Source organism: Tropicibacter alexandrii, assembly GCF_003667315.2.
Classification (GTDB): Bacteria; Pseudomonadota; Alphaproteobacteria; order Rhodobacterales; family Rhodobacteraceae; genus Tropicibacter; species Tropicibacter alexandrii.
Map to the genome: position 1 here is coordinate 148,505 of NZ_RCTZ02000006.1, position 25,104 is coordinate 173,608.

Consider the following 25,104-nt stretch of genomic DNA (forward strand, 5'->3'; position numbering starts at 1 on the left):
GGCCGTCCGCGTTCAGCCGGGCCGGTAGACGCGGTTCGCCTCTGGGTCGGTCATCTCGAAGGGCAGCGCGTCCAATTCGTCCCAAAGGCCTGCGGGGAGCGATGTCGCCGCCCAGTCCAACGTCTGCTGGACGCGCTCGGGCTTGGTCACGCCGATGACGGTCGCCGTCACGCGCGGATCGCGCAGCGAAAAGCCAAGCGCAGCGGCGCCGGGGGCGATGCCCCAGTCCGAGCAGATGCGTTCGATGCGTCGGACCGGCGCCAGCGCATCCTCGGTCGCGTCCATATAGGTGACGCGGGGCATCTCGGTCGCGCCCTTGGCCAGCACGCCGCCCGCATAGGGCGCGGCATTCAGCACGGCGATGTCGGCATCGTAGCAATACTCGAACAGCCCCGTGGCCGAGCGGTTCAGCAAGGTGAACCGGTTGTGCGAAACGATGGCGTCGAACGGGTTTGCGCGCACCATCGGCTCCATCAGGGCGAGCCGCCCCATGGCGAGGCCGACCGCCTGCGCGATCCCCTCTTCCCTCAGCTTGAACAGCTCGTCCAATGCACCGCCCTCGCGGGTGATCTCCTGCAGGTCGCGCGCGTGCTCTGGGTCGTGCAGGTGCAGCAGCGGAATGCTGTCCAGTCCGAGGGCGGTCAGGCTTTCCTCGACCGACTGGCGCACCCGCGCCGCGTCAAAGCGCCCCGTCTCCGGGCAACGGTCGAGCTTGGTCGACAGGACGAACCCGTCGGGCAGGCCGCCGCGCTCGCGGATCACCGCGCCGATGCGTTCCTCGGACCGGCCCATGCCGTAAATCCGCGACGTGTCGAGGAAATTCACTGGCCCGTCAAAGATCGCCCGGATCGTGGCAAGCGCGCGTTCCGTATCCACCGAATAGCCGTAGGTGTCGGGCATGTCGCCAAGGCCCGATGCCCCGAAACACAGCTCGGTGACGTCGAGGTCGGTCTTGCCGAGGGCGTATCTTTTCATCTCAGGGCTCCAATCCGTAGAACGCGCGTGCCGTGCCCCCGAATACACGGGCGCGGTCGGTCGCGTCCAGATGCGCGGTCAGGGTCTGCGCCGCGTCGAGCCAGTCCTGATACTCCGCGCGCAGGCGCAGCACCGGCCAGTCAGAGCCCCACATGACGCGCTGCGGGCCGAAGATGTCGAGCACGTGGCTGACATAGGGGCGCAGCTCGTCCAGCGTCCAACCGGGGCCGGCCTCGGTCACGAGGCCGGACAGTTTGCAGAAGGCGCCGGTGCGGGCGAGGGCGCGCAGACCCTCGGCCCAGTCGTCAAAGGCGCCATCGCGGATCTGTGGTTTCAGGCAATGGTCGATCACGCAGCGCAGGGACGGGTGGCGCGTCAACAGCGTCTGGAACCGGCTGATATGACGCGGAAATCCAAGCGCATCAAAGCGCAGGTCGAGATCAATCAACGCCTCGAACGCCCATTGCACATCGTCGCGCAGCATCCAGTCATCGTCGGGAATGTCCTGAATCATCGGGCGGATCGCCTTCAGCTTTGGGTGGCGGGCGAGGCGTTGCAAGGCCGCAAGCTGCCCCCGGTCCTCGAAGTCGATCCAGCCGACCACCGCCGCCACATGCGGCGTCGCGTCGGCGATTCCAAGCAGGTATTCCGTCTCGTGAAGGCTGGGCGCGGCCTGCACGAGGACGGTCTGCGACACGCCCGCCGCGCTCAGGGCCGGTGCGAGGTCAGTCGGGCCGTAGGGCCGGGACAGCACGGGATCGTTGGCCGGCATCCAGCCATAATCGCCCCGCGCCGGATGCCAGAAATGCTGATGTGCATCGACGATTTCCACCTGCCGTCCTCCCATGGTCGCTTGGCCGGCGAAACTGTCCGGCGGTCCCGTCATCATGCGTACAGGATGCTCGGCCTCGGCGCGACAGCGGATTGCCGGTGCCCGATCACTGGGGGCGGGGCGCTTAGTACGCTTGGGCGGCTTCCTCCGGCGGGTCGACGGGCAGAACGCCGCGCAGAAGCTGAACGGATTTTTCCAACCCCTCGACCGCCCCCAGAACGACGTCCCGGTGATCGATGGACAGCCAGCCATCATAGCCCGCGACGCGGAGGTGATAGCAGAACCTTTGCCACCAGTCCGCACCGTGACCGATCCCGATGGTCACATGGCTCCAGCTGCGGGCACCGACATCCATCAGCGAACCGGTTTCCAGCAGCGACGAGACAGCCTGCACCGCGGGATTGAGCATCGTATCCTTGGCATGGACATGATAGATCGCCTCGCCAAGCGCCCCTGCCACCGCCATCGGATCGGCACCCATCCACACCTGCTGCGCGGGGTTGAGGGCCGCGCCGATCAGCGGACCGATTTCCTCGCGAAGGGTCATCAGGGTGGCCACGTTGTAGACGCATTGGTTGTCGCGCAATTCCAGCGCGATCTGATCGACTCCCGCGTCGCGGGCCACCATGGCGATGCCGTTCCAGAACGGGATCAGGCATTCCTCCCACTGGTAGTGCAGAATGTCGCGGGTTTCCGGTGGCCAACTGGTGACGATCCAGTTCGGCGTCAGGTCGTTCGGCCCGCCGCCCGGCAGACCGGAGGCCGAGCACACCCTGGGCACGCCCAGTTCGCCCGCCGCGCGCAAGGTATCGACAAGGCAGTCGGCATGATCGCGGTTGTTCGGATGCAGGGGATTTCCGATGGCATTCAATGCCAGAAGTTGCAGTCCGCGCGCCTCGAATTCCGTCCGAAAGGCGCGCCGCGCGGCCGCACTGTCGCGCAGGGCCTGCAGGTCGACATGCGGTGCGGCGGACCAGCCGCCAGTGGTGATCTCGACACCGCCGACGCCCATCCTGACCGCGTGATCCAGCATCTCGGGCAGGGGCAGATGCGCAAGGCTGTCGGATACGAATCCAAGTTTCATCTATGCTTTTCCTTTTGTTGGCGCGACATTAGCGCGACAAAGGTAAAGCCTCGGTTTCATCCGCCGAATTCGCGCAAACGGGGCGTGCATATCCGCGTGGCTCATGCCTAGGATGGGACATCCACGATCCGACATCAGGAAATCTACCAGAATGATCCGCAACCCGATCCTGCCCGGTTTCAACCCCGACCCGTCGATCTGCCGGGTGGGGGACACCTACTACATCGCCACTTCGACCTTCGAATGGTATCCGGGCGTGCAAATCTTCCGTTCGACCGATCTGGCCAACTGGGAGTTGTGTGCCCGTCCCTTGAACCGCCCCGACCTGCTGGACATGCGCGGCAATCCCGACAGTTGCGGCATCTGGGCGCCGTGTCTGTCCCATGCGGACGGGCTGTTCTGGCTGGTCTACACGGATGTCAAACGCTATGACGGTAACTTCAAGGACGCGCACAACTACATCACCACCTGCGCGACGATCGACGGCGATTGGTCGCCGCGCGTCTATGTGAACTCGTCCGGTTTCGATCCGTCGCTGTTCCATGACGATGACGGGCGCAAGTGGTTCGTCAACATGCAGTGGAACCACCGCAGCCAGTCCGTGGGCGGCAGCCCCAAACACCCCGCCTTCGACGGCATCCTTTGTCAGGAATGGCACCCTGAACACGGCTTGATCGGGCAACCGAAGAACATCTTTGCGGGCTCGCCCCTTGGGCTGACCGAGGCGCCGCATTTGCACAAGCGCGACGGCTGGTACTACCTGACCACCGCCGAGGGCGGCACCAGCTATGACCACGCGGTGACCATGGCCCGCAGTCGCAACGTGCTGGGGCCCTATGAGATGCACCCGGACGTCCATCTGTTCACCGCGAATGAGACACCGTCCAGCCCCTTGCAGCGTGTCGGTCACGGCCAGATCGTAGAGACGCCCGAGGGCGAGACCTATCACACCTTCCTGTGCTCGCGCCCCATCGACAAGCTAGGGCGCAGGCGCGCGCCCGGCTTCTCGCCGCTTGGGCGCGAGACGGGGATCGAGCGTTGTGTCTGGCGGGATGGCTGGCTCTACCCGGAAACCGGGTCAGAGGTCCCGAGGGTCGACGTACCGCACGAGGCCGAGACGCGCCCCGCCCCGGCAACGCATCGTATCTTCAACGAACGGACCCTGCCGCCGGAATTCCAGTGGTTGCGCACGCCCGAGCCTGACAGGATTTTTGAACTGACCGGCAAGGCGCTGCGTCTCTACGCGCGTGAAAGCATCGGCTCGTGGTTCGAGCAGGCGCTGGTTGCGCGGCGGCAGGAACACCTGTCCTATCGCGCCGAAACGGTCCTGACGGCGTTTGAGCCCACGACCTACCAGCAGAATGCGGGGCTCGTGACCTATTACAACCGGTTCAAGTTCCACTTCCTCGCGGTCACTTTGGAACCGCGCATGGGGCGGTGCGTGACGATCCTGTCCTGTCCGGGGGACCATCCGGACGGCAAGCTGGAGTTTCCCGTGCCGCCGATGCCCATCGGAGACGGGCCGATCGAGCTGTCGGTGGTGACCAAGAACGCCTTGCAGCAGTTCTGGATCCGGCAGGGCAAGGACTGGGAGAAGTTCGGCCCGGAGCTGGACGCCGCCGTCCTGTCGGACGAGGGGGGGCGCGGGGCGCATGGGTCGTTTACCGGCAATTTCGTCGGTATGGCGGCCTTCGACCTGACGGGGCAGGGTATGCCAGCCGAGTTTTCGCGCTTCGAGTACGTGCCCTTGTAACCCGTCCTGGGCAAAGACCCGGGACCTCTGGGTCGGAACCAAGGTGGAGGCCCCGGGTCTTTGCCCGGGGCGCGTGTTGGCTCAGACCGACACCTTCTTCAGCAGCACCTCGCGGGGGGTGTCTGCCTTCGGTGCATCGTGGATCACCGCCCCGCGTTCAAGTGCAACGAAGTGATCCCCGAGGTCGAAGGCAAAGTCAAAGAACTGCTCGACGAGGATGATCGCCATGTCGCCCTTGTCGCGCAGGTATTTGATGACCTCGCCGATCTGCTTGATGATGTTGGGCTGAATGCCCTCGGTCGGCTCGTCCAGCAGCAGCAATTTCGGCTTGGCGATCATCGCGCGGGCGATGGCCAGCTGTTGTTGCTGCCCGCCTGACAGGTCGCCGCCGCGCCGCGCGAGGAAGTCCTTGAGGATCGGGAACAGCTCGAACACTTCGTCGGGGATGATATGCTCTGACTTGGGCAGGCAGGCGAACCCGGTTTCAAGGTTCTCCTTCACCGTCATCAAGGGGAAGATGTCGCGCCCCTGCGGGACGTAGCCCACACCCAGTTGCGCGCGCTGATGCGCGGGCATGTTTTGCGGCATCTCCTGACCGTTCAGGGCCATCTCGCCGCCCGAGCGCGGATGGGTGCCGGAAATCGCCTTCAGCAACGACGTCTTGCCCACGCCGTTCGTCCCCATCAGGCAGGTGACGGCGCCGGGCGCGGCCTGCATCGAGATATCGTACAGGATCTGGCTGCGGCCATAATGCAGGGTCAGGTCTTTGATCATGAACATGTTTTCAGCGCCCCAGATAGACGTCGATGACTTGAGGGTCGGAGGTGACATGGTCGATCGACCCCTCGGCCAGAACCGAGCCCTCGTTCAGCACCGTGACCTTGCAATTCAGGCGGCGGACGAATTCCATGTCATGCTCGACCACGACGACGGCGCGGGTCTTGGCGGCTTCGACCAGCATCTCGGTGGTTTTCTCGCGCTCCGCCGGGGTCATGCCGGCGGCGGGTTCGTCGACCAGCAGCAGGCGCGGTTCCTGTGCGAGCAACATGCCGATCTCCAGCCATTGCTTTTGCCCGTGGGACAGCTCGCCCGCAAGGCGGGTCAGGCTGTCAGTCAACCCGATCTGTTCGGCGATAGCCTCGACCCGCTCGGCGCCGCGCTTGGTTTTTTTGTAGAACAGCACGTCGAACGGCCCGCGCGGGTTTTTCAGCGCCATGGCGAGGTTTTCGCGCACGGTCTGCGCCTCGAACACGGTGGGTTTCTGGAATTTGCGGCCGACGCCCTCACGCGCGATCTGGCTTTCGGAGAGGCCCAGAAGCGAGATGTTCTTGTCGCCCCAGATCACGCGGCCCTCATCCGGTTTGGTCTTGCCGGTGATGATGTCCATGAAGGTCGTCTTGCCCGCGCCGTTGGGGCCGATGATGGCCCTCAGTTCAGGCTCCCCGATTTGAAATGAGAGATTATTGATGGCCTTGAACCCGTCGAAAGAGACAGAGACGCCGGACAGTTCGAGTAGGGTGCTCATGCTTTCCTCCGGAGTTTGTCGACCAGCCCGCCAAGGCCCTGTGGCGCGAACAGCGTGACCGCGACGAAGGACACGCCCAGCAGCACCAGCCACCAATCCGTCCATTTGATCGTGTAGACGCCAAGGTTCACATCCGGCGCGCTGCCGCCGGTGAACCAGCTGGAGGCCAGCGTGACGAAGACCGTGCCAAGGACCGCGCCATAAAGGCGGCCCCGCCCGCCGATGGCGACCCAGACGGCAAGGTAGATCGATGCAATGGGCGCGATTTCCGCCGGGTTGATGATGCCCGCCTGCGGGTAATAGAGCGCACCCGCGATGCCCGCGACGATCGCCGTCAGAGTGAAGACGAACAGCTTGTAGCTTTCGACATGGTAACCAAGGAAGCGCACGCGCGCCTCGTCGTCGCGGATGGCGCGGATCACGCTGCCCATCTTGCCCGACACGACCCAGGCGAACAGCACGTAGCCAAGGCCGAGCGCCGCGGCGGAGGCCCAGAAGAACCAGATCGAGATCAGCGCCTGAGGGGTTTCCTCGAAACCGGGGATGTTTTGCAGGCCCGAGAGGCCATTGTTGCCGCGCAGGCCAGAGTCGTTCTGGAACAGCCACAGCGACAGGGCCAGCGTCATGGCCTGCGTCAGGATCGACAGGTAGACGCCGGTGACGCGGCTCCGGAAGGCCAGCCAGCCAAAGACCAGCGCCAGAAGGCCGGGGACCAGCACCACCATCAGCAGTTGAAGCGGCAGAGAATGGGCAAAGGCCCAGATCGGCGGGAATTCGGACGCGCCGACCACGCCGAAGATCTGGCTGGCAACGGCATCTGACAGCTCGGAGGCGGTGGGGGGAATGGCCTGCGCGGCGAGGCTGTCGGCCACGATGCCCTCGGTCCGGGCATACATCAGCCACATGCCGATCGCATAGCCGCCGATCCCGAAGAAGGCGAAGTGGCCAAGGCTGAGGATGCCGCAATAGCCCCAGACCACGTCCATCGCGATGGCGATCAGGCACAGGCACAGGATCTTGCCCAGCGTCTTGACGAAGGAGGTGGAGATGACGCCGGTGCCCGTCGCCTCGGAGAAGACCGTCACCAGCAGGGTGAACAGGCCGAGAAAGCCGAGGAACCAGAGGACCGAGGGGTTTTGTGCAAGGAAGCTGCGATTGGGTGTGCTCATGAGACGGCTCCGCGTTTGGCGGCGGGGGAAAGGGGCGCTGCCCCTCTGCGCTGGCGCGCATTCACCCCGAGGTATTTCGGGACCAAAGAAGCATGGGGCGGGGGGCAGGGCGGATGCATGATCAATCCCCCGCGGCGCGGCCCTTGAGGGCGACGATGCCCTTGGGACGGAACTGGATGAACAGGATGATGAAGAGGATCATGTAGGTCTGGGCCGCCAGCGTGTTGGACGGGTTGAACCACTCGATGCCCTTTTGCAGGATGCCGATCAGCCCTGCGCCCGCGAGCGTGCCCCAGACATTGCCGACGCCGCCCACGACCACGGTCATGAAGCTTTGGACGATGTAGTCGGCGCCCATTTCCGAGGTGACCTTTGCATAAAGGCCGATGGCGACGCCGGCGATGCCCGCGATGCCGGAGCCGAGGCCAAAGGTCATCATCTTGATCTTGTCGGGGTTGATGCCCATCGACGCGGCCATGCGGGGGTTTTGGGTGACGGCGCGGACCTCCAGCCCGAGGCGGGTCTTCTTGAGGATAAACAGGAGAAGGCCGAGGAACAGCAGCGCAAGGACGAAGATTGCGATGCGGATGTAGCTGATGGAAATCACGTCGTTGATCTGCCATGCGCCGTCCAGCCAGCCGGGAGAGGTCAGCGGGCGGGCCTGCGTGCCGAAGATGTTCTTGGCCAGCTGTTGCAGCGCGATGGAGATGCCGAAAGTCGCCAGCAGGGTTTCCAGCGGGCGGTTGTAGAGCCAGCGGATGACCAGACGTTCCATCGCCACACCGGCGGCGAAGGTGATGAGGAAGGCCAGCGGCAGGGCGACGATCAGAGACGCCGTGTAGTTGGGCACGAATTGCTGGACCACGTAGCCCGTATAAGCGCCCATCATGATGAACTCGCCATGGGCCATGTTGATGACGCCCATCACGCCGAAGGTGATGGCCAGCCCGATGGCGGCGAGGAAGTAGATCGAGGCCAGCGACAGCGCATCCAGCGAGATATCGGCAAACTGGCTGGCGGCGACACGGGTCTGCACGCCTTTTTGCGCGGCCAATGCGGCGTCGGTGATGGCGGTTTCTGGCTCGTCATAGGCCTCGTATATGGTCCAGTTGGCCAGCGTCTCATCTATCTGGCGGGGCAGGGCGCGGGGCGGGAGCGTACCTTGCGCGGCGAGTGCGTCATAGGCCATCAGGCGCGCCTCGGTCGTGGCCAGTTGGCCCACGGGAATGCCGCCGACGCGACCGTTTTCCACATGCGGTTCCAACGTGCTGCGCAGCGCATTTTCGTCCAGCAGCGGCGGCAGGTCGGCCTGCGCGGCGATCATGGCGTAGGCCTCCTCGCGGGGCAGGTCGAGGATGCGGGCGAGGTTGACGTCCTGTGGGATCTCTTGCGCCATCTCGGTGCGGGTGGTTAGGATTTGCGACAGCACGGCGCGGCCATCGACGGAGAGATCGTCCGAGAGCGCGTCGATCGCCTCGATGCGGTCATCACGCGTCTCGCCAAAGCGCGCGATCAGGTAATTGGCGAGCCGTTGCTTGCGCAGCTTGAGCGCCGGGTCGGGCTCGTTGGCGATGGAGCCTTGTAGCGGGCCAAGCTGGTCGGGGTCGAGGTTGCGCGAAATCGCGTCCAGCGCCTCCATCCGGCGGGTGATGTCGGGGTCGGACAATTGGAACTGCACGAGCGCTTCGGAGATGGCGCGACGCACGCCGCCATTGGGGCGGATCTGGTCGAGGGTGCCGGGGTCGACGCCTTCGGCAACGGGCTCGGCCGTGGCGATGTCCAGCAGGGTCACGGTGTCGCCGGTCTCTTCGACGAGGAAGAACAGGCCGTCCTCTTCTCTGACGTGCACGTTCTTGTCCTGCCAATTGTTCAGGAAAGCCGGAACGCCGGGAAGGCCGGACGCGGTGAGGGCCTCCAGAACCGGGCCGACACTGCTGCGCGAGGGCTTGGCGACCTCGGCCTGATGCTCTTGCAGGATGGACTGGAGGTCTTGGGCAAGGCTGGCCAGCGGCAGCCACAGCAGAGCCAGGGCCGTGAGAAGGACACGGAGCATTTAGGGACCTGTCTTTCGGGGAGAGTGGGGGAAGTAGGATGGGTGATCACCCATCCTACCCAAGGTCAGCTTAGTAGTTCGACTTGATCTGCACGCAGGTCGAGGTCTCGGTGTTGTACATGCCGCACTGGAGGTCCTTCCAATCGGATTCCAGCACTGCGGATTCCGGAAGGAAGTCGGTCCATGCGTCACCCGGCACCGGGTCCGTCGACGAGATGATGTCGAACTGGCCATCGGCGCGGATTTCACCGATCAGCACCGGTTTGGACAGGTGGTGGTTGGTGCCCATGACGGCCATGCCGCCGGTCAGGTTCGGGAATTCCTGCCCCCACATCGCTTCGCGCACGGCGTCGACATCGGTGGTCTCCGCCTGCTCGACCGCGTTCACCCACATGTTGAAGCCGATGTAATGCGCTTCCATCGGGTCGTTGGTCACGCGGTCCTCGGAACCGATGAAGGCGTGCCACTGCTTGATGAACTCGGCATTGGCGGGCGTGTCGGCGGACATGAAGTAGTTCCACGCGGCAAGGTGGCCGACGAGGTTCGAGGTATCCAGACCGGACAGTTCCTCTTCGCCGACCGAGAAGGCGACGACGGGGATGTCATCGGCGGACACGCCGGCAGCGGCCAGTTCCTTGTAGAAACCGATATTGGCGTCGCCGTTGATCGTCGAGATCACGCCGACCTGCTTGCCATCGGCGCCGAGCGCAGTGACATCGGACACGATGGTCGCCCAATCGGAATGGCCGAAGGGGGTGTAGTTGACAAAGATGTCCTCGGCCGCGATGCCCTTGTCCTTCAGGTAGCTTTCGAGAATGTTGTTCGTGGTGCGCGGATAGACGTAGTCGGTGCCGAGCAGCGCGAATTTCTCGACGCCCAGTTCCTCTAGGAAGTAATCCACCGCCGGGATCGCCTGCTGGTTCGGCGCGGCGCCGGTGTAGAAGACGTTCTTCGACGATTCCTCGCCCTCGTATTGCACCGGGTAGAAGAGCAGGCCGTTGAGTTCCTCGATCACCGGCAGCACGGATTTGCGCGACACGCTGGTCCAGTTGCCAAAGATCACGTCGACCTCGTGCACGGTCAGAAGCTCGCGGGCCTTTTCGGCAAACAGCGGCCAGTCGGAGGCCGGGTCGACCACGACCGCCTCAAGCTCGCATCCCAGCACGCCGCCCTTTTCGTTCTGGGCCGCGACCAGCATCTCCATCGTGTCTTTCAGCGTCGTTTCCGAGATCGCCATGGTGCCGGACAGCGAGTGCAGCACGCCCACCTTGATCGGGCAGTCGGCGGCGGAAGCTGCGCCTGCGATCAGGGCCATGGAGGCGGCGCTGGCGAGCATCTTGGTCAGTTTGGTCATTCCTGTCTCCTCGCGGAAGGCAAGGTGCCTCTTGCGCCAACGGGTCTTGGCGCGTAGCACTCCTTCCGCAACTTATGTTGCATCCCGTGTGGCGGCCCGGTTCACGAGGTCCAATTCGTCGGGTCGTCACACACCCTTGTCCAGTAGGCCGTCATGGCGAGCGGAGCGGGCAGGTCGAGTCATTCTCCGATGCTTCCTTTTGGTCAACGTTCTGCGGGGGAGGGGCGTGGGAATGGCATGGTCTGATTAATTATTGATCGTATTTTCTCGATTTTGATTAATTTTTGGACGCACGGCCGTGGCTGGATGGCGGATCTTGGCGGAATCGTTGTGCCTTTGGTGCTCACATGCTGAATGAAGAGGCGAAACAGGGACAGCGGGGCGACCGGCAAGATGTTGCAATTGCGCAAGGAACCAGAGGCGGGCGCCGTGGCACAGCCGCGTGCGCAAGGGCGTCTGGACCTGAGCACGAAAGCGCGCGGCACGGTCAGCGCGATCGACCGTCTGCGCAGCATCGGCAGCATGAAGGCGCTTTTCCCCCGTCGTCCCGGCCGCGTCGAAGCGATTGCCATCAATACTGCGGGCGGTTTGACCGGCGGCGACCACCTCGAGATCAACGCGCGTGCCGGAGCCGGGTCACGGCTGAGCGTCACGACGCAGGCGGCCGAGCGCGCCTATCGCGCGGCCAGCGGTTTCGCCCGGATGGAAACCGAGCTTTCGGTCGAGTCCGGAGCGGTGATGCATTGGTTGCCACAGGAACTGATCCTGTTCGAGGGCGCTTCGCTGCGTCGCCGCCTGAGCTGCACCCTTGCCGCCGATGCACGCCTGCTGCTGGTCGAGCCGATCGTTCTTGGCCGCGCGGCCATGGGCGAAACGCTGCGCGCCGTGGCCTTCGACGACCGCATTTCCGTCAATCGCGAGGGCGTGCCGCTGTATCATGACGCGCTGCATCTGGACGGTGACGCCTTGGCGCTGATGGCGCGCCGGGCCACCGGCGCAGGGGCGGGTGCGATGGCCAGCGTTCTGTATGTCGCGCCCGATGCTGACTCACACCTGACGGCGCTGCGCGGCCTGCTGCCTGCGACCGGCGGAGCCTCCCTGCTTCGGTCGGACGTGCTGGCGCTGCGCCTTCTTGCCGCCGATTCCCACGAACTGCGCCGCAGCCTCGTTCCCGTGCTGGACAGGCTCAGCGCCGATACACTGCCGACGTCCTGGAGACTTTGAACGATGCAATTGACCCCCCGCGAAAAAGACAAGCTGCTGGTTGCCATGGCAGCCGAGGTGGCCCGCAAGCGGCTGTCCCGAGGCGTGAAGCTGAACTACCCGGAGGCGATCGCCCTGATCACCGACGCGGTGGTCGAAGGCGCGCGGGACGGGCGGTCCGTGGCGGACCTGATGCAGGCGGGCGCCGAGGTCATCACGCGCGACCAATGCATGGAGGGCATCCCCGAGATGATCCACGAAGTGCAGGTCGAGGCGACGTTTCCGGACGGGACCAAGCTGGTCACAGTGCATGAGCCCATCCGCTGAGCGCGGGTGGATGGTGCGGAATTGGGTATTTTTTACCAAGAAGAAACAGGGAGTTGTCAGAAAATGATGAAGCGGTTTGGTATGGTCTTTGTCGGGTGCGCAAGCGCGGCTCCGGCTTGGGCGCATGAGGGCGCGCATCTGCATCCGCATGGGGCGGGCAATTGGCTGAACGTTGTCATCGCCCTTGTGCTGATCGGCGCGGCGGGGTTGGTCGCGGTGTCGCGCAAATGATCCCCGGCGAGTTGTTCCCCGCCGAGGGCGAGCTTGTGCTGAACGAAGGTGCCGAAGCCATCACCCTGATGGTCGCCAATACGGGCGACCGACCTGTGCAGGTCGGCTCGCATTACCATTTCGCCGAGGCCAACCCGGCGCTGGATTTCGACCGCGACGCGGCGCGCGGGCGCAGGCTGGACATCGCTGCCGGGACGGCGGTGCGGTTCGAGCCGGGCCAGCGCCGCGAGGTGAACCTGATCCCCGTGGGGGGTGCGCGGCGGATATTCGGGTTCAACCAGAAGGTCATGGGGGACCTGTAGGCGATGCACCTGCCGTGGCCCGATCCGTTTCGTACCTTGCGCATGCAGATCTATTTCGGCTCGCTCGCGATGGAGGCAAGCGCGGTGATCTGGATGCGTATGCTTGGGGTGACGGGCCTGTGGGCCGTGTCGCCTCATGAAGGCACGCGGATGGTGCGCGAGAAACAGTTGGCCTTTGCACGCGGCGGCTCCGCTGCGATCCGCGCGGCTCTGGAGGGCAAATCAGCCGAGATCATCATGCTGGAGGGGTTTGGCCCCGCCCGGCGCACGGCCCGGGCCAATCAGCGGCGTCTGACACGCAGCGGCCCGCGCAAGCCATAGAGACCATTTTTCAGACCGGCCCGATACGGGTTCGCCTGACAGGAGAGACGAGATGCCCGCAACGATCAAGCGCTCTGACTATGCCGCGATGTTCGGCCCCACCACCGGCGACCGGCTGCGGCTGGCCGATACCGATCTGATCATCGAGGTCGAGCGCGACCTGACCGCAGAGGCGGTCGGCGCGGCCCGTACCGGTGGGACAGGCGCCAACGCGCTGGGCTATGGCGAGGAGGTCAAGTTCGGTGGTGGCAAGGTGATCCGTGACGGCATGGGGCAGTCACAGGTGACGCGCGCCGAAGGCGCGGTCGACACTGTCATCACCAATGCGCTGATCGTCGATTGGACCGGTATCTACAAGGCAGATGTCGGGCTGAAGAACGGACGCATCCACAAGATCGGCAAGGCGGGCAACCCCGATACCCAACCGGGCGTGAACATCATTGTCGGACCGGGCACCGAGGCGATTGCGGGTGAGGGGCGCATCCTGACCGCCGGGGGCTTTGACAGCCACATCCATTTCATCTGTCCGCAACAGATCGAGGATGCTCTGCATTCCGGCCTGACCACGATGCTGGGCGGCGGCACCGGGCCTGCGCATGGCACGCTGGCCACCACCTGCACGCCCGGGCCGTGGCATATCGGGCGGATGATCCAATCGGCGGATGCGTTTCCGATGAACCTTGCATTTGCGGGCAAGGGCAATGCGTCCCTGCCCGCTGCGCTGGAGGAACAGGTCAAGGCCGGGGCCTGCGCGCTGAAACTGCACGAGGATTGGGGGACCACGCCCGGCGCCATCGACTGCTGCCTGACCGTGGCCGATGCGATGGACGTACAGGTGATGATCCACACGGATACGTTGAACGAGTCGGGCTTTGTCGAGAATACCGTTGCGGCGATGAAGGGCCGGACGATCCATGCCTTCCACACCGAGGGCGCGGGGGGCGGTCACGCGCCGGACATCATCAAGATCTGTGGCGACGCCAATGTGCTGCCCAGCTCGACCAACCCGACACGGCCCTTCACCGTGAACACGATCGAAGAACATCTCGATATGCTCATGGTCTGCCATCACCTTGATAAATCGATCCCCGAGGACGTGGCCTTTGCCGAAAGCCGCATCCGGCGCGAGACGATTGCCGCAGAGGATATCCTGCACGACATGGGCGCGTTCTCGATCATCGCGTCGGACAGTCAGGCCATGGGCCGCGTGGGCGAGGTGCTGATCCGCACTTGGCAAACCGCCGACAAGATGAAGAAGCAGCGCGGGCGGCTGGCCGAGGAGCAGGGCGACAACGACAACTTCCGCGTGCGTCGCTATATTGCGAAATACACGATCAACCCGGCGATTGCGCACGGGATCGGCCACCAGATCGGCAGCATCGAGGAAGGCAAACGCGCCGACTTGGTGTTGTGGAACCCGGCGTTTTTCGGGGTCAAACCCGAGATGGTGCTGATCGGCGGCTCCATTGCCTGCGCGCAGATGGGCGACCCGAACGCCTCGATCCCGACGCCCCAGCCAGTCTACTCGCGACCCATGTTTGGGGCCTATGGACGGGCGGTGGAAAATTCCGCCGTGGTCTTCGTGTCCGAAGCGGCGCAGGCCGAGGGGATCGGCAAGCAACTGGGCATCGCCAAGCAAACCATCGCGGTGCAAAACACCCGTGGCATCGGCAAGCGCGATCTGAAGCTGAACGACGCCCTGCCGAAGGTCGAGGTGAACCCCGAAACTTACGAGGTGCGCGCCGATGGCGAGTTGCTGACCTGTCAGCCCGCCACCGAACTGCCCATGGCGCAGCGCTATTTCCTGTTCTGATGCATGTCGCGTTCGATCACATCGGTCTGCTCGGGCGGGGCGGGGAGCGGTTCGGTCTTGACCTTGGTCACGTCACGCTCGACCCAGTAATCCGGATCGGCCTGCACCTCGTCCGGAAGGCGCCGCCGGTCGAACCTGCGATGCGTGCTGCGATGGATCGTCAAGCCATAGGTCTGGCCGCTGACGGTTCCATTCGGGCGCATGGCAAGGATGCGGTCGCGCAACAGCGCCTCGCGCGCCTTGAGTTGGGTCGTCAGCGCGCGCAGCGCCCCCAATTCGTCGATCATGCTGGCAAGGATCGGGTCTGGCATGGCTCCTGCCTATCGCCGGTCGGTGAAATCCGCGTTAACGTGGGTCCGAATTGACACATGAGGACTTCGTAATGCTTCGATATGCTGCTGTTCTTGCCGCTTTGCCCTTTGCCACCCACGCAGCTTGCCCGACGGCAGTTTCCTTGGATCGAGGCATCGCCTTTACTGTCAATGACGCCGACACCGAGACCTTCACCCGTATCAGCCCGACGGTGATCGAATCCGCCTATGAAAGCGCAGACGGTGGCGGGGAAGTGTCCAAATCCCTCTACGTCAAAGGCTATTACTGGGTCCAATCGGTGACCTATGATGCTGACGGCAGTTTGCAGCCGGACAGCCGCATGACCTATGCCTATCCCGGCGCCGCGGCCGACCTGCCTGATCCCGAACCGCTGGCCGAGCACCGCTTTGACGTGGTGCGCAGCGATGATTTCGGCGTGGTGCCCGAGCAGCAACTGCATGTCTTTGGCGATTTCGAGACGCGCGATTACGGCGGATGCCCCTTCATCGCGCTGCCTTCGACCATCGAGTATTTCGAGGATGGGCAATCCACCGGCAAGGACTTCATGGAGTACCTGCCAGAACTGGGCATCTCGCTTTGGGTCGGGTCGGAATTCGACGGGTCCAAAGACGAATACACCTACAAGATCAAGGAGTAAGGCGCATGACAACTCTGCCCGTGGCGCAGGTTCTGCATCGCAAGGGTCACTGGACCGGCGCGGCCGACAGCGTGACGCTGGACTACGAAGGACGGTTCCTGCGGCGCAAGCGTCTGGTCGCGGCCTCGGGCGAGGCATTCGTGGTCGATCTGGACAAGACGACATCGCTGGATGCCGGGGATGCTCTGGAACTGGGCGACGGGCGTCTGGTCGAGATCGTCGCGGCGGCGGAGGCGGTGCTGGAAGTGCGCGGGACGAACCTTGCGCGGCTGGCCTGGCATATCGGCAACCGTCACACGCCCTGCCAGATCGAGGCGGACCATCTGCTGATTCAGCGCGACCCGGTGATCCGGCACATGCTGGAACATCTGGATGCGCAGATTATCGAAGCAGATCGCGCATTTACCCCCGAGGGCGGCGCCTACGGCCATGGCCGCACCCATTCGCACGAGCACGGGGCTTCGGCCCATGCGCACGAGCACGCGCACGACCATGCCCATTGACGCGCGCCTGCTGACCCTGACGCAATGGCTGTCGCCGTCCTATCCGGTGGGCGCGTTCAGCTATTCGCACGGGCTTGAGGCCGCCGTGGCGCGGGGCTGGGTGTCGGATGCCGACAGCCTGCGCGACTGGCTGACCGACGTGCTGGAACAGGGGTCGGGCCGGATTGATGCGATCTGGATCTGGCGGGCGTTTCATGGCGACGCGGTTGAGGTCGACGCCTTGGCGCGCGCCTTCCAGCCGTCTTTCGAACGCCTGCGCGAAGCGGAACGGCAGGGCGCAGCCTTTGCCCGGGTCACGCGGGAGGTCTGGGGGCTGGACCTGCCCGACATGCTGTTGCCGGTCGCCTTGGGGCGCGCGGCCCACTTGATGCAGATGGAGGCAGAGACGGTCGCGGCGCTTTACCTGCATGGGTTTGTGGGCAACCTGGTACAGGTCGCACAACGGCTGATGCCCTTGGGACAGACGGCAGCACAGGCGGTTCTGGCCGGGTTGACGCCGGTCTGCCAGCGCGTGGCGGTCGCTGCCGAGGGCGCAGAGCCGTGGTCGAATGCCTTCCTTTCGGACATCGCGGCGATGCAACACGAAACACTGGAACCGAGGCTTTTCCAATCATGACCAAGATGAACGGCCCGCTGCGTGTGGGCATTGGCGGCCCTGTCGGCGCGGGCAAGACGACCCTGACCGCGCGGCTGGCCGAACGGCTAAAGGACAAATACTCGATCGGGGTGATCACCAACGACATCTACACGCAAGAGGATGCCGAGGCGCTGATGCGCATGCAAATTCTGCCGCAGGATCGGGTGATTGGCGTGGAAACCGGTGGCTGCCCGCATACGGCGATCCGCGAGGATGCTTCGATCAATCTGGCGGCTGTGGCCGAGATGGTCGAGCGGCATCCCGAGGTCGAGATCGTCCTGATCGAGAGTGGTGGCGACAACCTGTCGGCGACGTTCTCGCCGGAACTGGCCGATTTCACCGTCTACGTGATCGACGTGGCAGCCGGTGAGGAAATCCCCCGCAAGGGAGGGCCAGCGATCACGCGGTCGGACCTGCTGGTCATCAACAAGACGGACCTTGCGCCTTATGTCGGGTCGAATCTTGACGTGATGGACCGGGACGCAACGCGGGTGCGCGACGGGCGGCCATTCCAGTTTGCCGCTCTGCGCCATGGTGAGGGGGTCGATCAGATCGTGTCCCGCCTGATCGAGATGAACGGGCTTTAGAACGCCGCCCAATCGGTAAAGCGCCAGCTTTGCGGCTTGCGCGTGCCGGGCTGCGGGGTCTTGGGGGCGGCGGTGTGGATCTTGCGCTGGGGTGTCATGGGCTTTCTCCTTTGACCCCAGCGTGCCATCGCTAAACTGAACCGGGCAGTCTGGTATTCCGGACGGGTCCGGTATGCCTTACCCGATCACGCCTTTCTTGAGGATGATGTTCCCATACAGTCGCGATTCCCCGGTTTGCACGGCGGCAAAACACGTGCGCGCCCGGTCGTAAAAGGCAAAGCGTTCGAGGCTGGCAATTGGGGCGGGATGGTCGGCTGTGTCGTCGATGATTTTCTGGAACTGTGTGACGATTTCCGGCGTGGCGCTCGGATCGCCCACCACCTGCATGACCAAGGCCGGGTCGGGCACAAAGCTGTCGAGCGGCATGAGCGTCAAGATCGCATCGAGCGCATCCGTCGCGGTGATCCCGTCCAGTCTGTGGGCGCGCGAACACATGGACGTCGCCGGGAAATTCGCGTCGCCAATGACGATTTCATCGCCGTGCCCCATGGCGCGCAGCGTCCAGAGCAGGTCGGGCGAGAGAATGGATGGGATGTTTCGTAGCATGGTGTCCTCCTGCGCGGCAGGAGAGACGTTTCTTGCGTTCAGCGCAAGAGGGTGGGCGGGGCCGAGGCCCCACCCGGAAACCGCTCAGAGCAGTTCCAGATCCGAAGCGGAGACCTTGCCGTCGCGGCCTTCACGCAGTTCGTACTGGATTTTCTGGTTGTCGGCGAGGCCGGTCAGACCCGAACGTTCCACGGCGGAGATGTGGACGAACACGTCCTTGCCGCCTGCGTCGGGTTGAATGAAGCCGTAGCCTTTGGTGGTGTTGAACCATTTCACGGTGCCAGTGGCCATCGTGGAGTCTCCTGTAAATTACCGCTCGCGGGAGTGCAGCGGCTCGGCGTAGGTCAGAGCAGTATCGGTTGCTCTGTCGCCGGATGAGGGAGACAGGTAGGCGATAGTGGTAACTTTAGCGCATCCCGTATCGCAGATTGCGTGATTCTGGGCAAGAACGATTGCGTTAACGTTGTATGAAGATCGCGCAGGTTTGGCCGGGCGGAGGCCGCCCGGTCCGGTCATGTCAGGCGCTGCTTAGAGCAGTTCGAGGTTGCCTGCGGACTCTTTGCCGTCACGGCCGGTCTGCAGCTCGTAGCTGACTTTCTGGTTGTCGGCGAGGCCGGTCAGGCCGGAACGCTCGACTGCAGAGATGTGCACGAACACGTCCTTGCCGCCCGATTCCGGTTGAATGAAGCCGAAGCCTTTGGTGCTGTTGAACCATTTCACGGTGCCGTTAGCCATCGTGATGTCTCCTGTCAAATATCCGCACGCGGAAGTGCTGCGGGTCGGCGTAGGTCAGAGCAAATCCGGTGCTCTGTCGCCGTATGAGGGAGACAGGAAAGCGAGTCTGGTAACTGTAGCCCCCCGCACATGACAGGTGTGCCGAGTCGGCACAAGGATAATCGTGTTTGCGTTGTCGGTTGTTTCCGGACAGGTTGACTCAAAACGGGAGGGGACGATGGGTTTGATCTGGGCAGGCGTGCTGATCGGGATCGGCGGGACGGTGGCGATGGACCTGTGGGCTTTGGTCTTGAACCGGGTGTTCGGGCAGGGCTTGCCGAACTGGGGCAACGTCGGGCGCTGGGTCGGCTGGTTGTTCCGGGGGCGGGTGTTCCACGACGATATCGCCGCGGCGACCCCGGTGCGGGGCGAAGTCGCCTTGGGCTGGGCGTTCCACTATTTTGTGGGTGTGGTCTATGGCGTGGTGTTCGCGCTGATCGTCGGGCGCGCGTGGTTCGGAGACCCGACGTTCTGGCAAGCGTGGCTGTGGGGGATCGTGACGATCTCGGGCGGCTGGTTCCTGCTGCACCCGGGACTGGGGCTGGGCTGGGCCTTGTCCAAGGTCGATAAGCCGTGGAAGGCGCGGGGCATGGGCTTGGTCGCCCATACGGTGTTTGGGTTCGGGATGTGGGTAGTGGCGTTGGTGGGGTGATGCAAGAAGAACACCGCCTTCCTGCGCGACACCCTCTATAAATGTCGTGTCTTTGCGCGTGCCGCGCCAAACTTTAGCGCCAGTGCAAAAAGTAGAATAAATTTCCAGAGGTTATCTCGAAAGTCAACAATCCTCTGCGCCCTCTCTGCGCGTGATTTGTCCCTTGCGATCAGATTCGCAACATACTTCTTTTGCTCCGAGGTCATTCTTGGAGCGTAGCTGTCTGGGTTGAATGTGTGTGGCTTAACTGGTTTCAGGAAAGTGCAAACAAACGAAGAATAATAAAAACTCTGCATATGCTCTGCGGCTGTTCCGATGTAAGCTCCGATCTTCTCGTATTCTTCAGAGGTTGTGTGGCGAGTCCAAGATCTCAGTTGTCTATCTCTGAAACTTCGAATTTGTTCGCGTACAACTATGGAGTCTGCTCGGCTCGTGTATCGATTTGAATTTTTTGCGATTTCGCGCCTCATGTCACGTGCCATGAAGCCAATTACTCCACCGGCCTCTATCATCTTTCCGACTTCTTGAGAGAAACCCCTGCAGACTGCAGTGGCCGCATCGCCATCATTTTCAAATTGTTGGTCAAAAACAGGGCTCACCTTGCTCGTATACTGCACCATTTCAGCTGTCGCTCGACAGTACTGGGACACCCTTGCAGATGGGCAGAGTGCATTCGCCTCTTCTACAGTTCTTAGTAGGCTACCTAAGGATTTTCTGAGTTCCACAGGAAACGAGATTTCACCCGCGTCGGCACTAACCGAAATAGTTGCACTATTTCGGAATGCTTCTTGGGCTCGGCGTTCAGCGAGTTGCTTGACCTTCTCCTCGTCAAACGGTGCCGGATTGTAGGATATGAGCAAGATGCCCATCGCCGCCAAGGGAATATATAAAAGGTCGACCCTATCCCACTTTGCTGAATTACTGGTCCAGTGGCCCAGTAGAAATGATAGGGCGAAAACTAAAACTGCATAAATCGTTAAAGTCTGCCACCCTAGCAAATCGGCTACCTCACAAATTTCTTGAACTTCACCCGCTTCGGCTCCAGCGCATCTGCTCCCAGCCGACGTTTCTTGTCCTCTTCGTAGTCGGCGAAGTTGCCTTCGAACCACTCTACGTGTGCCTCGCCCTCAAACGCAAGGATATGCGTGCAGATGCGGTCGAGGAAGAAACGGTCGTGAGAGATCACCACCGCGCAGCCGGCGAAATCCACCAAAGCGTCTTCCAAGGCGCGGAGGGTCTCGACATCCAGATCGTTGGTCGGTTCGTCGAGCAGGATGACGTTGCCGCCCTCCTTCAGCAGGCGCGCCATGTGGACGCGGTTGCGTTCGCCGCCTGACAGCAGGCCGACCTTCTTCTGCTGGTCGCCGCCCTTGAAGTTGAAGGCGCCGCAATAGGCGCGGGAGTTCTGCTCGGCGTCGCCCAGCTTGATGATCTCGGCCCCGCCAGAGATCGCCTCCCACACCGTGGCGTTCGGGTCCAGATCGTCGCGGGACTGGTCGACATAGGAGAGTTTCACCGTGTCGCCGAAGTCCACCGTGCCCTCGTCAGGCTGTTCCTGACCGGTCAGCATCTTGAAGAGCGTGGATTTGCCCGCGCCGTTCGGGCCGATCACACCGACGATGCCACCGGGGGGCAGAGAGAAGTCCAGCCCCTCGATCAACAGCTTGTCGCCCATGGCTTTTTTCAGGCCCTCGACCTCGATCACCTTGGCACCAAGGCGGGGGCCGTTGGGGATGATGATCTGGGCGCGGCCCAGCTTTTCGCGCTCGGACTGGCCCGCCATCTCGTTGTAGGCGGCGATACGTGCCTTGGATTTCGACTGGCGCGCCTTGGCCCCCTGCCGCATCCATTCCAGTTCGCGTTCCAGCGTCTTTTGCTTGGCCTTGTCCTCGCGCGCTTCCTGCGCCAGTCGCTGGGCCTTTTGTTCGAGCCACGCGGAATAGTTGCCCTCGTAGGGAATGCCGCGGCCGCGGTCCAATTCCAGAATCCAGCCGGTGATGTCGTCAAGGAAGTAGCGGTCGTGCGTGACGCAGAGGATCGTGCCCTTGTACTCGATCAGGTGATTTTGTAGCCATGCGATGGTTTCGGCGTCGAGGTGGTTGGTCGGTTCGTCGAGCAGCAGCATCTCGGGCGCTTCCAGCAGCAGCTTGCACAGCGCGACGCGGCGGCGTTCACCGCCCGACAGGGTGGCGACATCCGCATCATCCGGGGGGCATCGCAGGGCCTCCATCGCGACGTCGATCTGGCTGTCGAGATCCCAGAGATTCTCGGCGTCGATCTGATCCTGCAGTTGCGCCATCTCGTCGGCGGTCTCGTCGGAATAGTTCATCGCCAGTTCGTTGAAGCGATCCAGCTTGGCCTTCTTCGCGGCGACGCCCAGCATGACGTTTTCACGGACGTTCAGGCTTTCGTCCAGATGCGGTTCCTGCGGCAGGTAGCCGACGCGCGCGCCCTCGGCGGCCCAGGCCTCGCCGGAGAAATCCTTGTCGATGCCGGCCATGATGCGCAGCAGGGTGGATTTACCGGCACCGTTGACGCCGACCACGCCGATCTTGACCCCCGGCAGGAAGGAGAGGCGGATGTTCTCGAAACACTTCTTGCCGCCCGGATAGGTCTTGGAGACACCGTCCATGTGATAGACATACTGGTAAGAGGCCATCGTTTCGCTCCCGGAAAAAGACGTTTGATGCGGGTTATCGTGTCTGGTGCGTCCGTGCAATGGCGGGCGGCAGCATCCCGCGTCGCAAGCGGCCGCTGGTCCGCCTGAAAAACTGTGTCGTGCAATCCGTTGGGCTGCCGCTTCGGCCAAGCGGCTGGGGGCAGGGGATTTTGCCGCCCCGGCGACGGCCTGGCCCCTGAAAATCGGATTTGCGATTAATTTGATCTAAACCTGTCCGGTTCATGACTTGCTGCCAGTAACGAGAAATGCTTGCCGAGAACGGATCGGAGACTCGAGAGATGAGCCAAACTGCCCCGCGCAATTCCACCAATTTCTGGAGCCGCCTTACGCTGAACTGGAAGATGCCCATCCAGATCGCTGTCCCGACGCTGGCCATCGCGGTTGCGGTTTCGCTGTTCAGCTATTTTCAGGCGAGCAAGGCGCTGGACGAACGCCGTGAGGCAAGCTTCGAGTCGACGCTGCACCAATATTCCCACGGGCTGAAAACCCTGCAAGAGGAGACGGTCGAGGACCTGCTGCTCAAGGCCGAAGACCGGACCGTGGTCGAGGCGGTCAAGCTGTTCACCATGGCGTTCGAGCGGATCGGAGAGGGGGCGGGCGACCGTATCCGCGAAATCGCCTCGGCAGAGTCCGTCACGCTGGCCGAGGAATTGGCCGACCCGACATCGGTCTGGCGGCAGACGCATATCAACTATCACAACACCATGAAACGCTTTCTCGACGCGCGGGGATATTACGACGTGTTCCTGTTCGATCTGGCCGGCAATGTCGTCTACTCTGTCGCTGCCGAAGCCGATCTGGGCACGAATTTCGTCACCGGCCCCTACGCCTCTTCGGGCTTGGGCAAGGTGTTTCGGGACGCGCTGCGGGCCGAGGACGGAACGTATGTCGCGACCGCCTTCGAACCTTATCTGGCAAGGGGGGGCGCTCCGGCGCGTTTCGTCGGCGCCCCGGTCCACGACCAGACAGGGCGCACCATCGGTGTCGTCGCGTTCGAGACTTCGACTGCGCGGTTGAAAAGCCTGATCGGCGACAACGAGTTGCTGGGCGAGACCGGGCAGGTCTATGTCATGAACGACGATAGGCTGGCGCTGACCCCGGCGCGGTTCGAGGGCGGCCATGCGGCGTTCCAGAAGCTGCCGCCAAAGCCGTATCTTACGGCCTTGCTGGCCGAGGGCGGCGAAATTTCCCTCGATGATGCCATCGGGCTGCGGGGCGAAGTGGCGGTGGTGCGCTCGCACAGCGAACCGATCGACGGGACCAACTGGCATCTCATCCTCGAACAGGACAGGGCCGAGGCCATGGCCGTCGAGGCTGAAATGTTCAACAGCTTGCTGATCCAGTCGGTCGTCGTGCTGCTGGTGGTGCTGGGTGTCGCGTTCTTGGTGGCCCGCCTGCTGACCGGGCGGATTGCGGCGCTGTCGGGCACGGTGACGGCCATCGCAAACGGGGATTTCGGCGCGGCCAATCCACAGGCCCGGACAGGTGACGAGATTGGGGGCATCGCCCGCGCGCTCGAAAGCTTCAAGTCGGGGCTGGCCGAGGCAAAGGCCGCCGAACAAGAGCGCGAGTCGCGGGCCCGGCATCAGGAAACCGTCGTCGAGACGCTGCGCAGCGCATTGGCACGCCTGTCCGAAGGCGATCTGAATTGCCAGATCCACGAGAAGATGGGTGCCGAATACGACGCGTTGCGCGGTTATTTCAATGAAACAGTCCAGTCACTTGGGGTGATCATCGGCGAATTGCGCGCCAGCGCGGAGGCCATCGATGCGGATGCTCGCGACATGAATGACGGCGCTGACGCTCTGTCGCAGCGGACGGAGAACCAAGCCGCGACCCTCGAAGAGACCGCCGCCGCCATGGACGAGATCACATCGAGCGTCACCTCCACCGCAGACGGAGCGCAGCGGATCGTCGAGGCGATTTCCGTTGCCCGTGACGAGGCGCAGCGCGGCGAAGAGGTCCGCAGCCGGGCGGTGCAGGCCATGAGCAAGCTCGAGTCGTCCTCCAAGGAGATCGGCCAGATCATTCAGGTCATCGAGGATATCGCCTTTCAGACCAACCTGCTGGCGCTGAATGCCGGGGTCGAGGCGGCCCGCGCGGGCGAGGTCGGCCGGGGCTTCGCGGTCGTCGCCTCGGAGGTGCGCTCGCTGGCCCAGCGTTCGTCCGACAGTGCCGCCGAGATCCGCAGCCTGATCGTCAATTCCAACGCCAACGTGACGAATGGCGTGCAACTCGTCTCCGAGATGGGAGAGGCGATCGAGAAGATACTGGGCGAAGTCGTCTCCGTGTCCGACCGGGTGAAGGATATCGCAGCTGGGGCATCTGATCAGGCGACCGGCTTGGCCGAGATCAACAACGGCATCGCCATGCTGGACCAAGTGACCCAGCAGAATGCCGCCATGGTCAACGCAAGCGTGGCCTCTGGCCGGGCGTTGCGGGAAAAGGCGACGGGGCTGCGTTCGCTGGTCGCGCGCTTCCGTATGGACGGTGGTGCCTACGCAAGCGCGACCGTTCCGGCCCGCAAGGCCACGGACCACCGGCCCAGCCCGCATGCGGACACATCCGACTTGGGCTGGAACAGCGCAGACGCGCAGCCCATAGCCAGCCAAGGCATCGGCGCTGCGGCCATCGGTGGGCTGCCCCCTGCTGCCCATGCCAAAGGCGGATCGACGCTCTGGCAGGACTTCTGACCGCGGATCGGGCACCTTCGGGTGCCCGTTCTTGATGCCGGTCCCCGAAGCGCCTAAGCC

At 63.3% G+C, this 25,104-nt stretch carries 27 protein-coding genes; 13 read left to right on the plus strand and 14 right to left on the minus strand.

Annotation, left to right across the window (positions count from 1 at the left end; all coding sequences use genetic code 11):
- Nucleotides 1-12 precede the first annotated feature (12 nt).
- The 3 genes from D8Z78_RS10005 to D8Z78_RS10015 form a co-directional block, all read right to left on the minus strand.
- Complete coding sequence (locus D8Z78_RS10005; protein ID WP_121630560.1) at nucleotides 13-975, minus strand: aldo/keto reductase; 963 nt, start codon at nucleotides 973-975, stop codon at nucleotides 13-15.
- 1 nt (nucleotide 976) lies between these two features.
- Nucleotides 977-1,864 carry an amidohydrolase family protein gene (locus tag D8Z78_RS10010; RefSeq protein WP_240672073.1) on the minus strand — a complete coding sequence of 296 codons (888 nt, stop codon included), beginning with the start codon at nucleotides 1,862-1,864 and terminating at the stop codon, nucleotides 977-979.
- Nucleotides 1,865-1,931: 67 nt separating this feature from the next.
- Entirely contained in the window at nucleotides 1,932-2,891 is a 960-nt protein-coding gene (locus D8Z78_RS10015; protein ID WP_121630559.1) for a sugar phosphate isomerase/epimerase family protein, read from the minus strand.
- Nucleotides 2,892-3,042: 151 nt separating this feature from the next.
- Here D8Z78_RS10015 and D8Z78_RS10020 point away from each other — a divergent pair, with 151 nt between their 5' ends.
- Nucleotides 3,043-4,644: a glycoside hydrolase family 43 protein gene (locus D8Z78_RS10020; protein ID WP_121630558.1), complete on the plus strand. Its 1,602-nt coding sequence runs from the start codon at nucleotides 3,043-3,045 to the stop codon at nucleotides 4,642-4,644.
- An 81-nt stretch (nucleotides 4,645-4,725) separates the two neighbouring features.
- On the opposite strand, the gene urtE is transcribed toward D8Z78_RS10020, so the two are convergent.
- The 5 genes from urtE to urtA form a co-directional block, all read right to left on the minus strand.
- A complete protein-coding gene (gene urtE / locus D8Z78_RS10025; RefSeq protein ID WP_121630557.1) occupies nucleotides 4,726-5,424 on the minus strand; it encodes an urea ABC transporter ATP-binding subunit UrtE in 699 nt (232 codons plus the stop codon).
- 4 nt (nucleotides 5,425-5,428) lie between these two features.
- Nucleotides 5,429-6,169 (minus strand): urea ABC transporter ATP-binding protein UrtD, encoded by a 741-nt coding sequence (gene urtD / locus D8Z78_RS10030; RefSeq protein WP_121630556.1) that lies wholly within the window; start codon nucleotides 6,167-6,169, stop codon nucleotides 5,429-5,431.
- A complete protein-coding gene (gene urtC, locus D8Z78_RS10035) occupies nucleotides 6,166-7,338 on the minus strand; it encodes an urea ABC transporter permease subunit UrtC (protein WP_121630555.1) in 1,173 nt (390 codons plus the stop codon). Before urtC ends, urtD begins: the two co-directional genes overlap by 4 nt.
- A 121-nt stretch (nucleotides 7,339-7,459) precedes the next feature.
- A complete protein-coding gene (gene urtB / locus D8Z78_RS10040) occupies nucleotides 7,460-9,391 on the minus strand; it encodes an urea ABC transporter permease subunit UrtB (protein WP_121630554.1) in 1,932 nt (643 codons plus the stop codon).
- 70 nt (nucleotides 9,392-9,461) lie between these two features.
- Nucleotides 9,462-10,745, minus strand: coding sequence for an urea ABC transporter substrate-binding protein (gene urtA / locus D8Z78_RS10045; protein WP_121630553.1), 1,284 nt, complete (start codon nucleotides 10,743-10,745; stop codon nucleotides 9,462-9,464).
- Between the two features lie 354 nt (nucleotides 10,746-11,099).
- Between urtA and D8Z78_RS10050 the strand changes: the two genes are divergently transcribed.
- The 6 genes from D8Z78_RS10050 to ureC all read left to right on the plus strand — a co-directional run bounded on the left by D8Z78_RS10050 (nucleotide 11,100) and on the right by ureC (nucleotide 14,942).
- Nucleotides 11,100-11,969, plus strand: a complete 870-nt coding sequence (locus D8Z78_RS10050) for an urease accessory protein UreD (RefSeq protein WP_240672075.1) — start codon at nucleotides 11,100-11,102, stop codon at nucleotides 11,967-11,969.
- A 3-nt stretch (nucleotides 11,970-11,972) separates the two neighbouring features.
- On the plus strand, nucleotides 11,973-12,275 hold the full coding sequence (locus D8Z78_RS10055; RefSeq protein ID WP_121630551.1) for an urease subunit gamma: 303 nt from the start codon (nucleotides 11,973-11,975) through the stop codon (nucleotides 12,273-12,275).
- Between the two features lie 66 nt (nucleotides 12,276-12,341).
- On the plus strand, nucleotides 12,342-12,506 hold the full coding sequence (locus D8Z78_RS10060; RefSeq protein WP_240672076.1) for a hypothetical protein: 165 nt from the start codon (nucleotides 12,342-12,344) through the stop codon (nucleotides 12,504-12,506).
- Nucleotides 12,503-12,808: an urease subunit beta gene (locus D8Z78_RS10065; protein ID WP_121630550.1), complete on the plus strand. Its 306-nt coding sequence runs from the start codon at nucleotides 12,503-12,505 to the stop codon at nucleotides 12,806-12,808. Before D8Z78_RS10060 ends, D8Z78_RS10065 begins: the two co-directional genes overlap by 4 nt.
- A gap of 42 nt (nucleotides 12,809-12,850) precedes the next feature.
- Nucleotides 12,851-13,129, plus strand: coding sequence for an antifreeze protein (locus D8Z78_RS10070; RefSeq protein ID WP_128910762.1), 279 nt, complete (start codon nucleotides 12,851-12,853; stop codon nucleotides 13,127-13,129).
- Between the two features lie 52 nt (nucleotides 13,130-13,181).
- Complete coding sequence (ureC, locus tag D8Z78_RS10075) at nucleotides 13,182-14,942, plus strand: urease subunit alpha (protein WP_121630548.1); 1,761 nt, start codon at nucleotides 13,182-13,184, stop codon at nucleotides 14,940-14,942.
- Here the strand turns inward: ureC and D8Z78_RS10080 are convergent.
- Nucleotides 14,927-15,253, minus strand: coding sequence for a hypothetical protein (locus tag D8Z78_RS10080; protein ID WP_121630547.1), 327 nt, complete (start codon nucleotides 15,251-15,253; stop codon nucleotides 14,927-14,929). The two genes, ureC and D8Z78_RS10080, sit on opposite strands and share 16 nt — an antisense overlap.
- Nucleotides 15,254-15,396: 143 nt before the next feature.
- On the opposite strand from D8Z78_RS10080, the gene D8Z78_RS10085 reads away from it, so the two are divergent.
- The 4 genes from D8Z78_RS10085 to ureG are packed head-to-tail and all read left to right on the plus strand — an operon-like array spanning nucleotide 15,397 to nucleotide 17,639.
- Complete coding sequence (locus D8Z78_RS10085; protein WP_121630546.1) at nucleotides 15,397-15,912, plus strand: hypothetical protein; 516 nt, start codon at nucleotides 15,397-15,399, stop codon at nucleotides 15,910-15,912.
- A 5-nt stretch (nucleotides 15,913-15,917) separates the two neighbouring features.
- The gene (locus D8Z78_RS10090) at nucleotides 15,918-16,415 is read left to right on the plus strand and encodes an urease accessory protein UreE (protein ID WP_121630545.1); all 498 of its coding nucleotides are present in this window, start codon (nucleotides 15,918-15,920) and stop codon (nucleotides 16,413-16,415) included.
- Complete coding sequence (locus D8Z78_RS10095) at nucleotides 16,381-17,031, plus strand: urease accessory protein UreF (protein ID WP_240672077.1); 651 nt, start codon at nucleotides 16,381-16,383, stop codon at nucleotides 17,029-17,031. The genes D8Z78_RS10090 and D8Z78_RS10095 overlap by 35 nt, the downstream gene beginning before the upstream one ends.
- Nucleotides 17,028-17,639 carry an urease accessory protein UreG gene (gene ureG, locus D8Z78_RS10100; RefSeq protein ID WP_121630544.1) on the plus strand — a complete coding sequence of 204 codons (612 nt, stop codon included), beginning with the start codon at nucleotides 17,028-17,030 and terminating at the stop codon, nucleotides 17,637-17,639. The genes D8Z78_RS10095 and ureG overlap by 4 nt, the downstream gene beginning before the upstream one ends.
- A gap of 177 nt (nucleotides 17,640-17,816) precedes the next feature.
- Here ureG and D8Z78_RS10105 read toward each other — a convergent pair whose 3' ends face one another.
- The 3 genes from D8Z78_RS10105 to D8Z78_RS10115 form a co-directional block, all read right to left on the minus strand.
- Entirely contained in the window at nucleotides 17,817-18,245 is a 429-nt protein-coding gene (locus D8Z78_RS10105; RefSeq protein ID WP_121630543.1) for an RbsD/FucU family protein, read from the minus strand.
- An 84-nt stretch (nucleotides 18,246-18,329) separates the two neighbouring features.
- Nucleotides 18,330-18,536, minus strand: a complete 207-nt coding sequence (locus tag D8Z78_RS10110) for a cold-shock protein (protein ID WP_121630542.1) — start codon at nucleotides 18,534-18,536, stop codon at nucleotides 18,330-18,332.
- A 237-nt stretch (nucleotides 18,537-18,773) separates the two neighbouring features.
- Nucleotides 18,774-18,980 (minus strand): cold-shock protein, encoded by a 207-nt coding sequence (locus D8Z78_RS10115; protein ID WP_121630541.1) that lies wholly within the window; start codon nucleotides 18,978-18,980, stop codon nucleotides 18,774-18,776.
- A gap of 217 nt (nucleotides 18,981-19,197) precedes the next feature.
- On the opposite strand from D8Z78_RS10115, the gene D8Z78_RS10120 reads away from it, so the two are divergent.
- Nucleotides 19,198-19,671 carry a DUF2938 family protein gene (locus D8Z78_RS10120; protein WP_121630540.1) on the plus strand — a complete coding sequence of 158 codons (474 nt, stop codon included), beginning with the start codon at nucleotides 19,198-19,200 and terminating at the stop codon, nucleotides 19,669-19,671.
- Nucleotides 19,672-19,706: 35 nt separating this feature from the next.
- Here the strand turns inward: D8Z78_RS10120 and D8Z78_RS10125 are convergent, their stop codons facing one another.
- Together D8Z78_RS10125 and ettA are read right to left on the minus strand one after the other, a co-directional pair.
- The gene (locus tag D8Z78_RS10125) at nucleotides 19,707-20,540 is read right to left on the minus strand and encodes a hypothetical protein (protein WP_128910763.1); all 834 of its coding nucleotides are present in this window, start codon (nucleotides 20,538-20,540) and stop codon (nucleotides 19,707-19,709) included.
- Nucleotides 20,541-20,674: 134 nt separating this feature from the next.
- Complete coding sequence (gene ettA / locus D8Z78_RS10130; RefSeq protein WP_121630539.1) at nucleotides 20,675-22,330, minus strand: energy-dependent translational throttle protein EttA; 1,656 nt, start codon at nucleotides 22,328-22,330, stop codon at nucleotides 20,675-20,677.
- A gap of 299 nt (nucleotides 22,331-22,629) precedes the next feature.
- Between ettA and D8Z78_RS10135 the strand changes: the two genes are divergently transcribed.
- The gene (locus tag D8Z78_RS10135; protein ID WP_164932940.1) at nucleotides 22,630-25,044 is read left to right on the plus strand and encodes a methyl-accepting chemotaxis protein; all 2,415 of its coding nucleotides are present in this window, start codon (nucleotides 22,630-22,632) and stop codon (nucleotides 25,042-25,044) included.
- Nucleotides 25,045-25,104 lie beyond the last annotated feature (60 nt).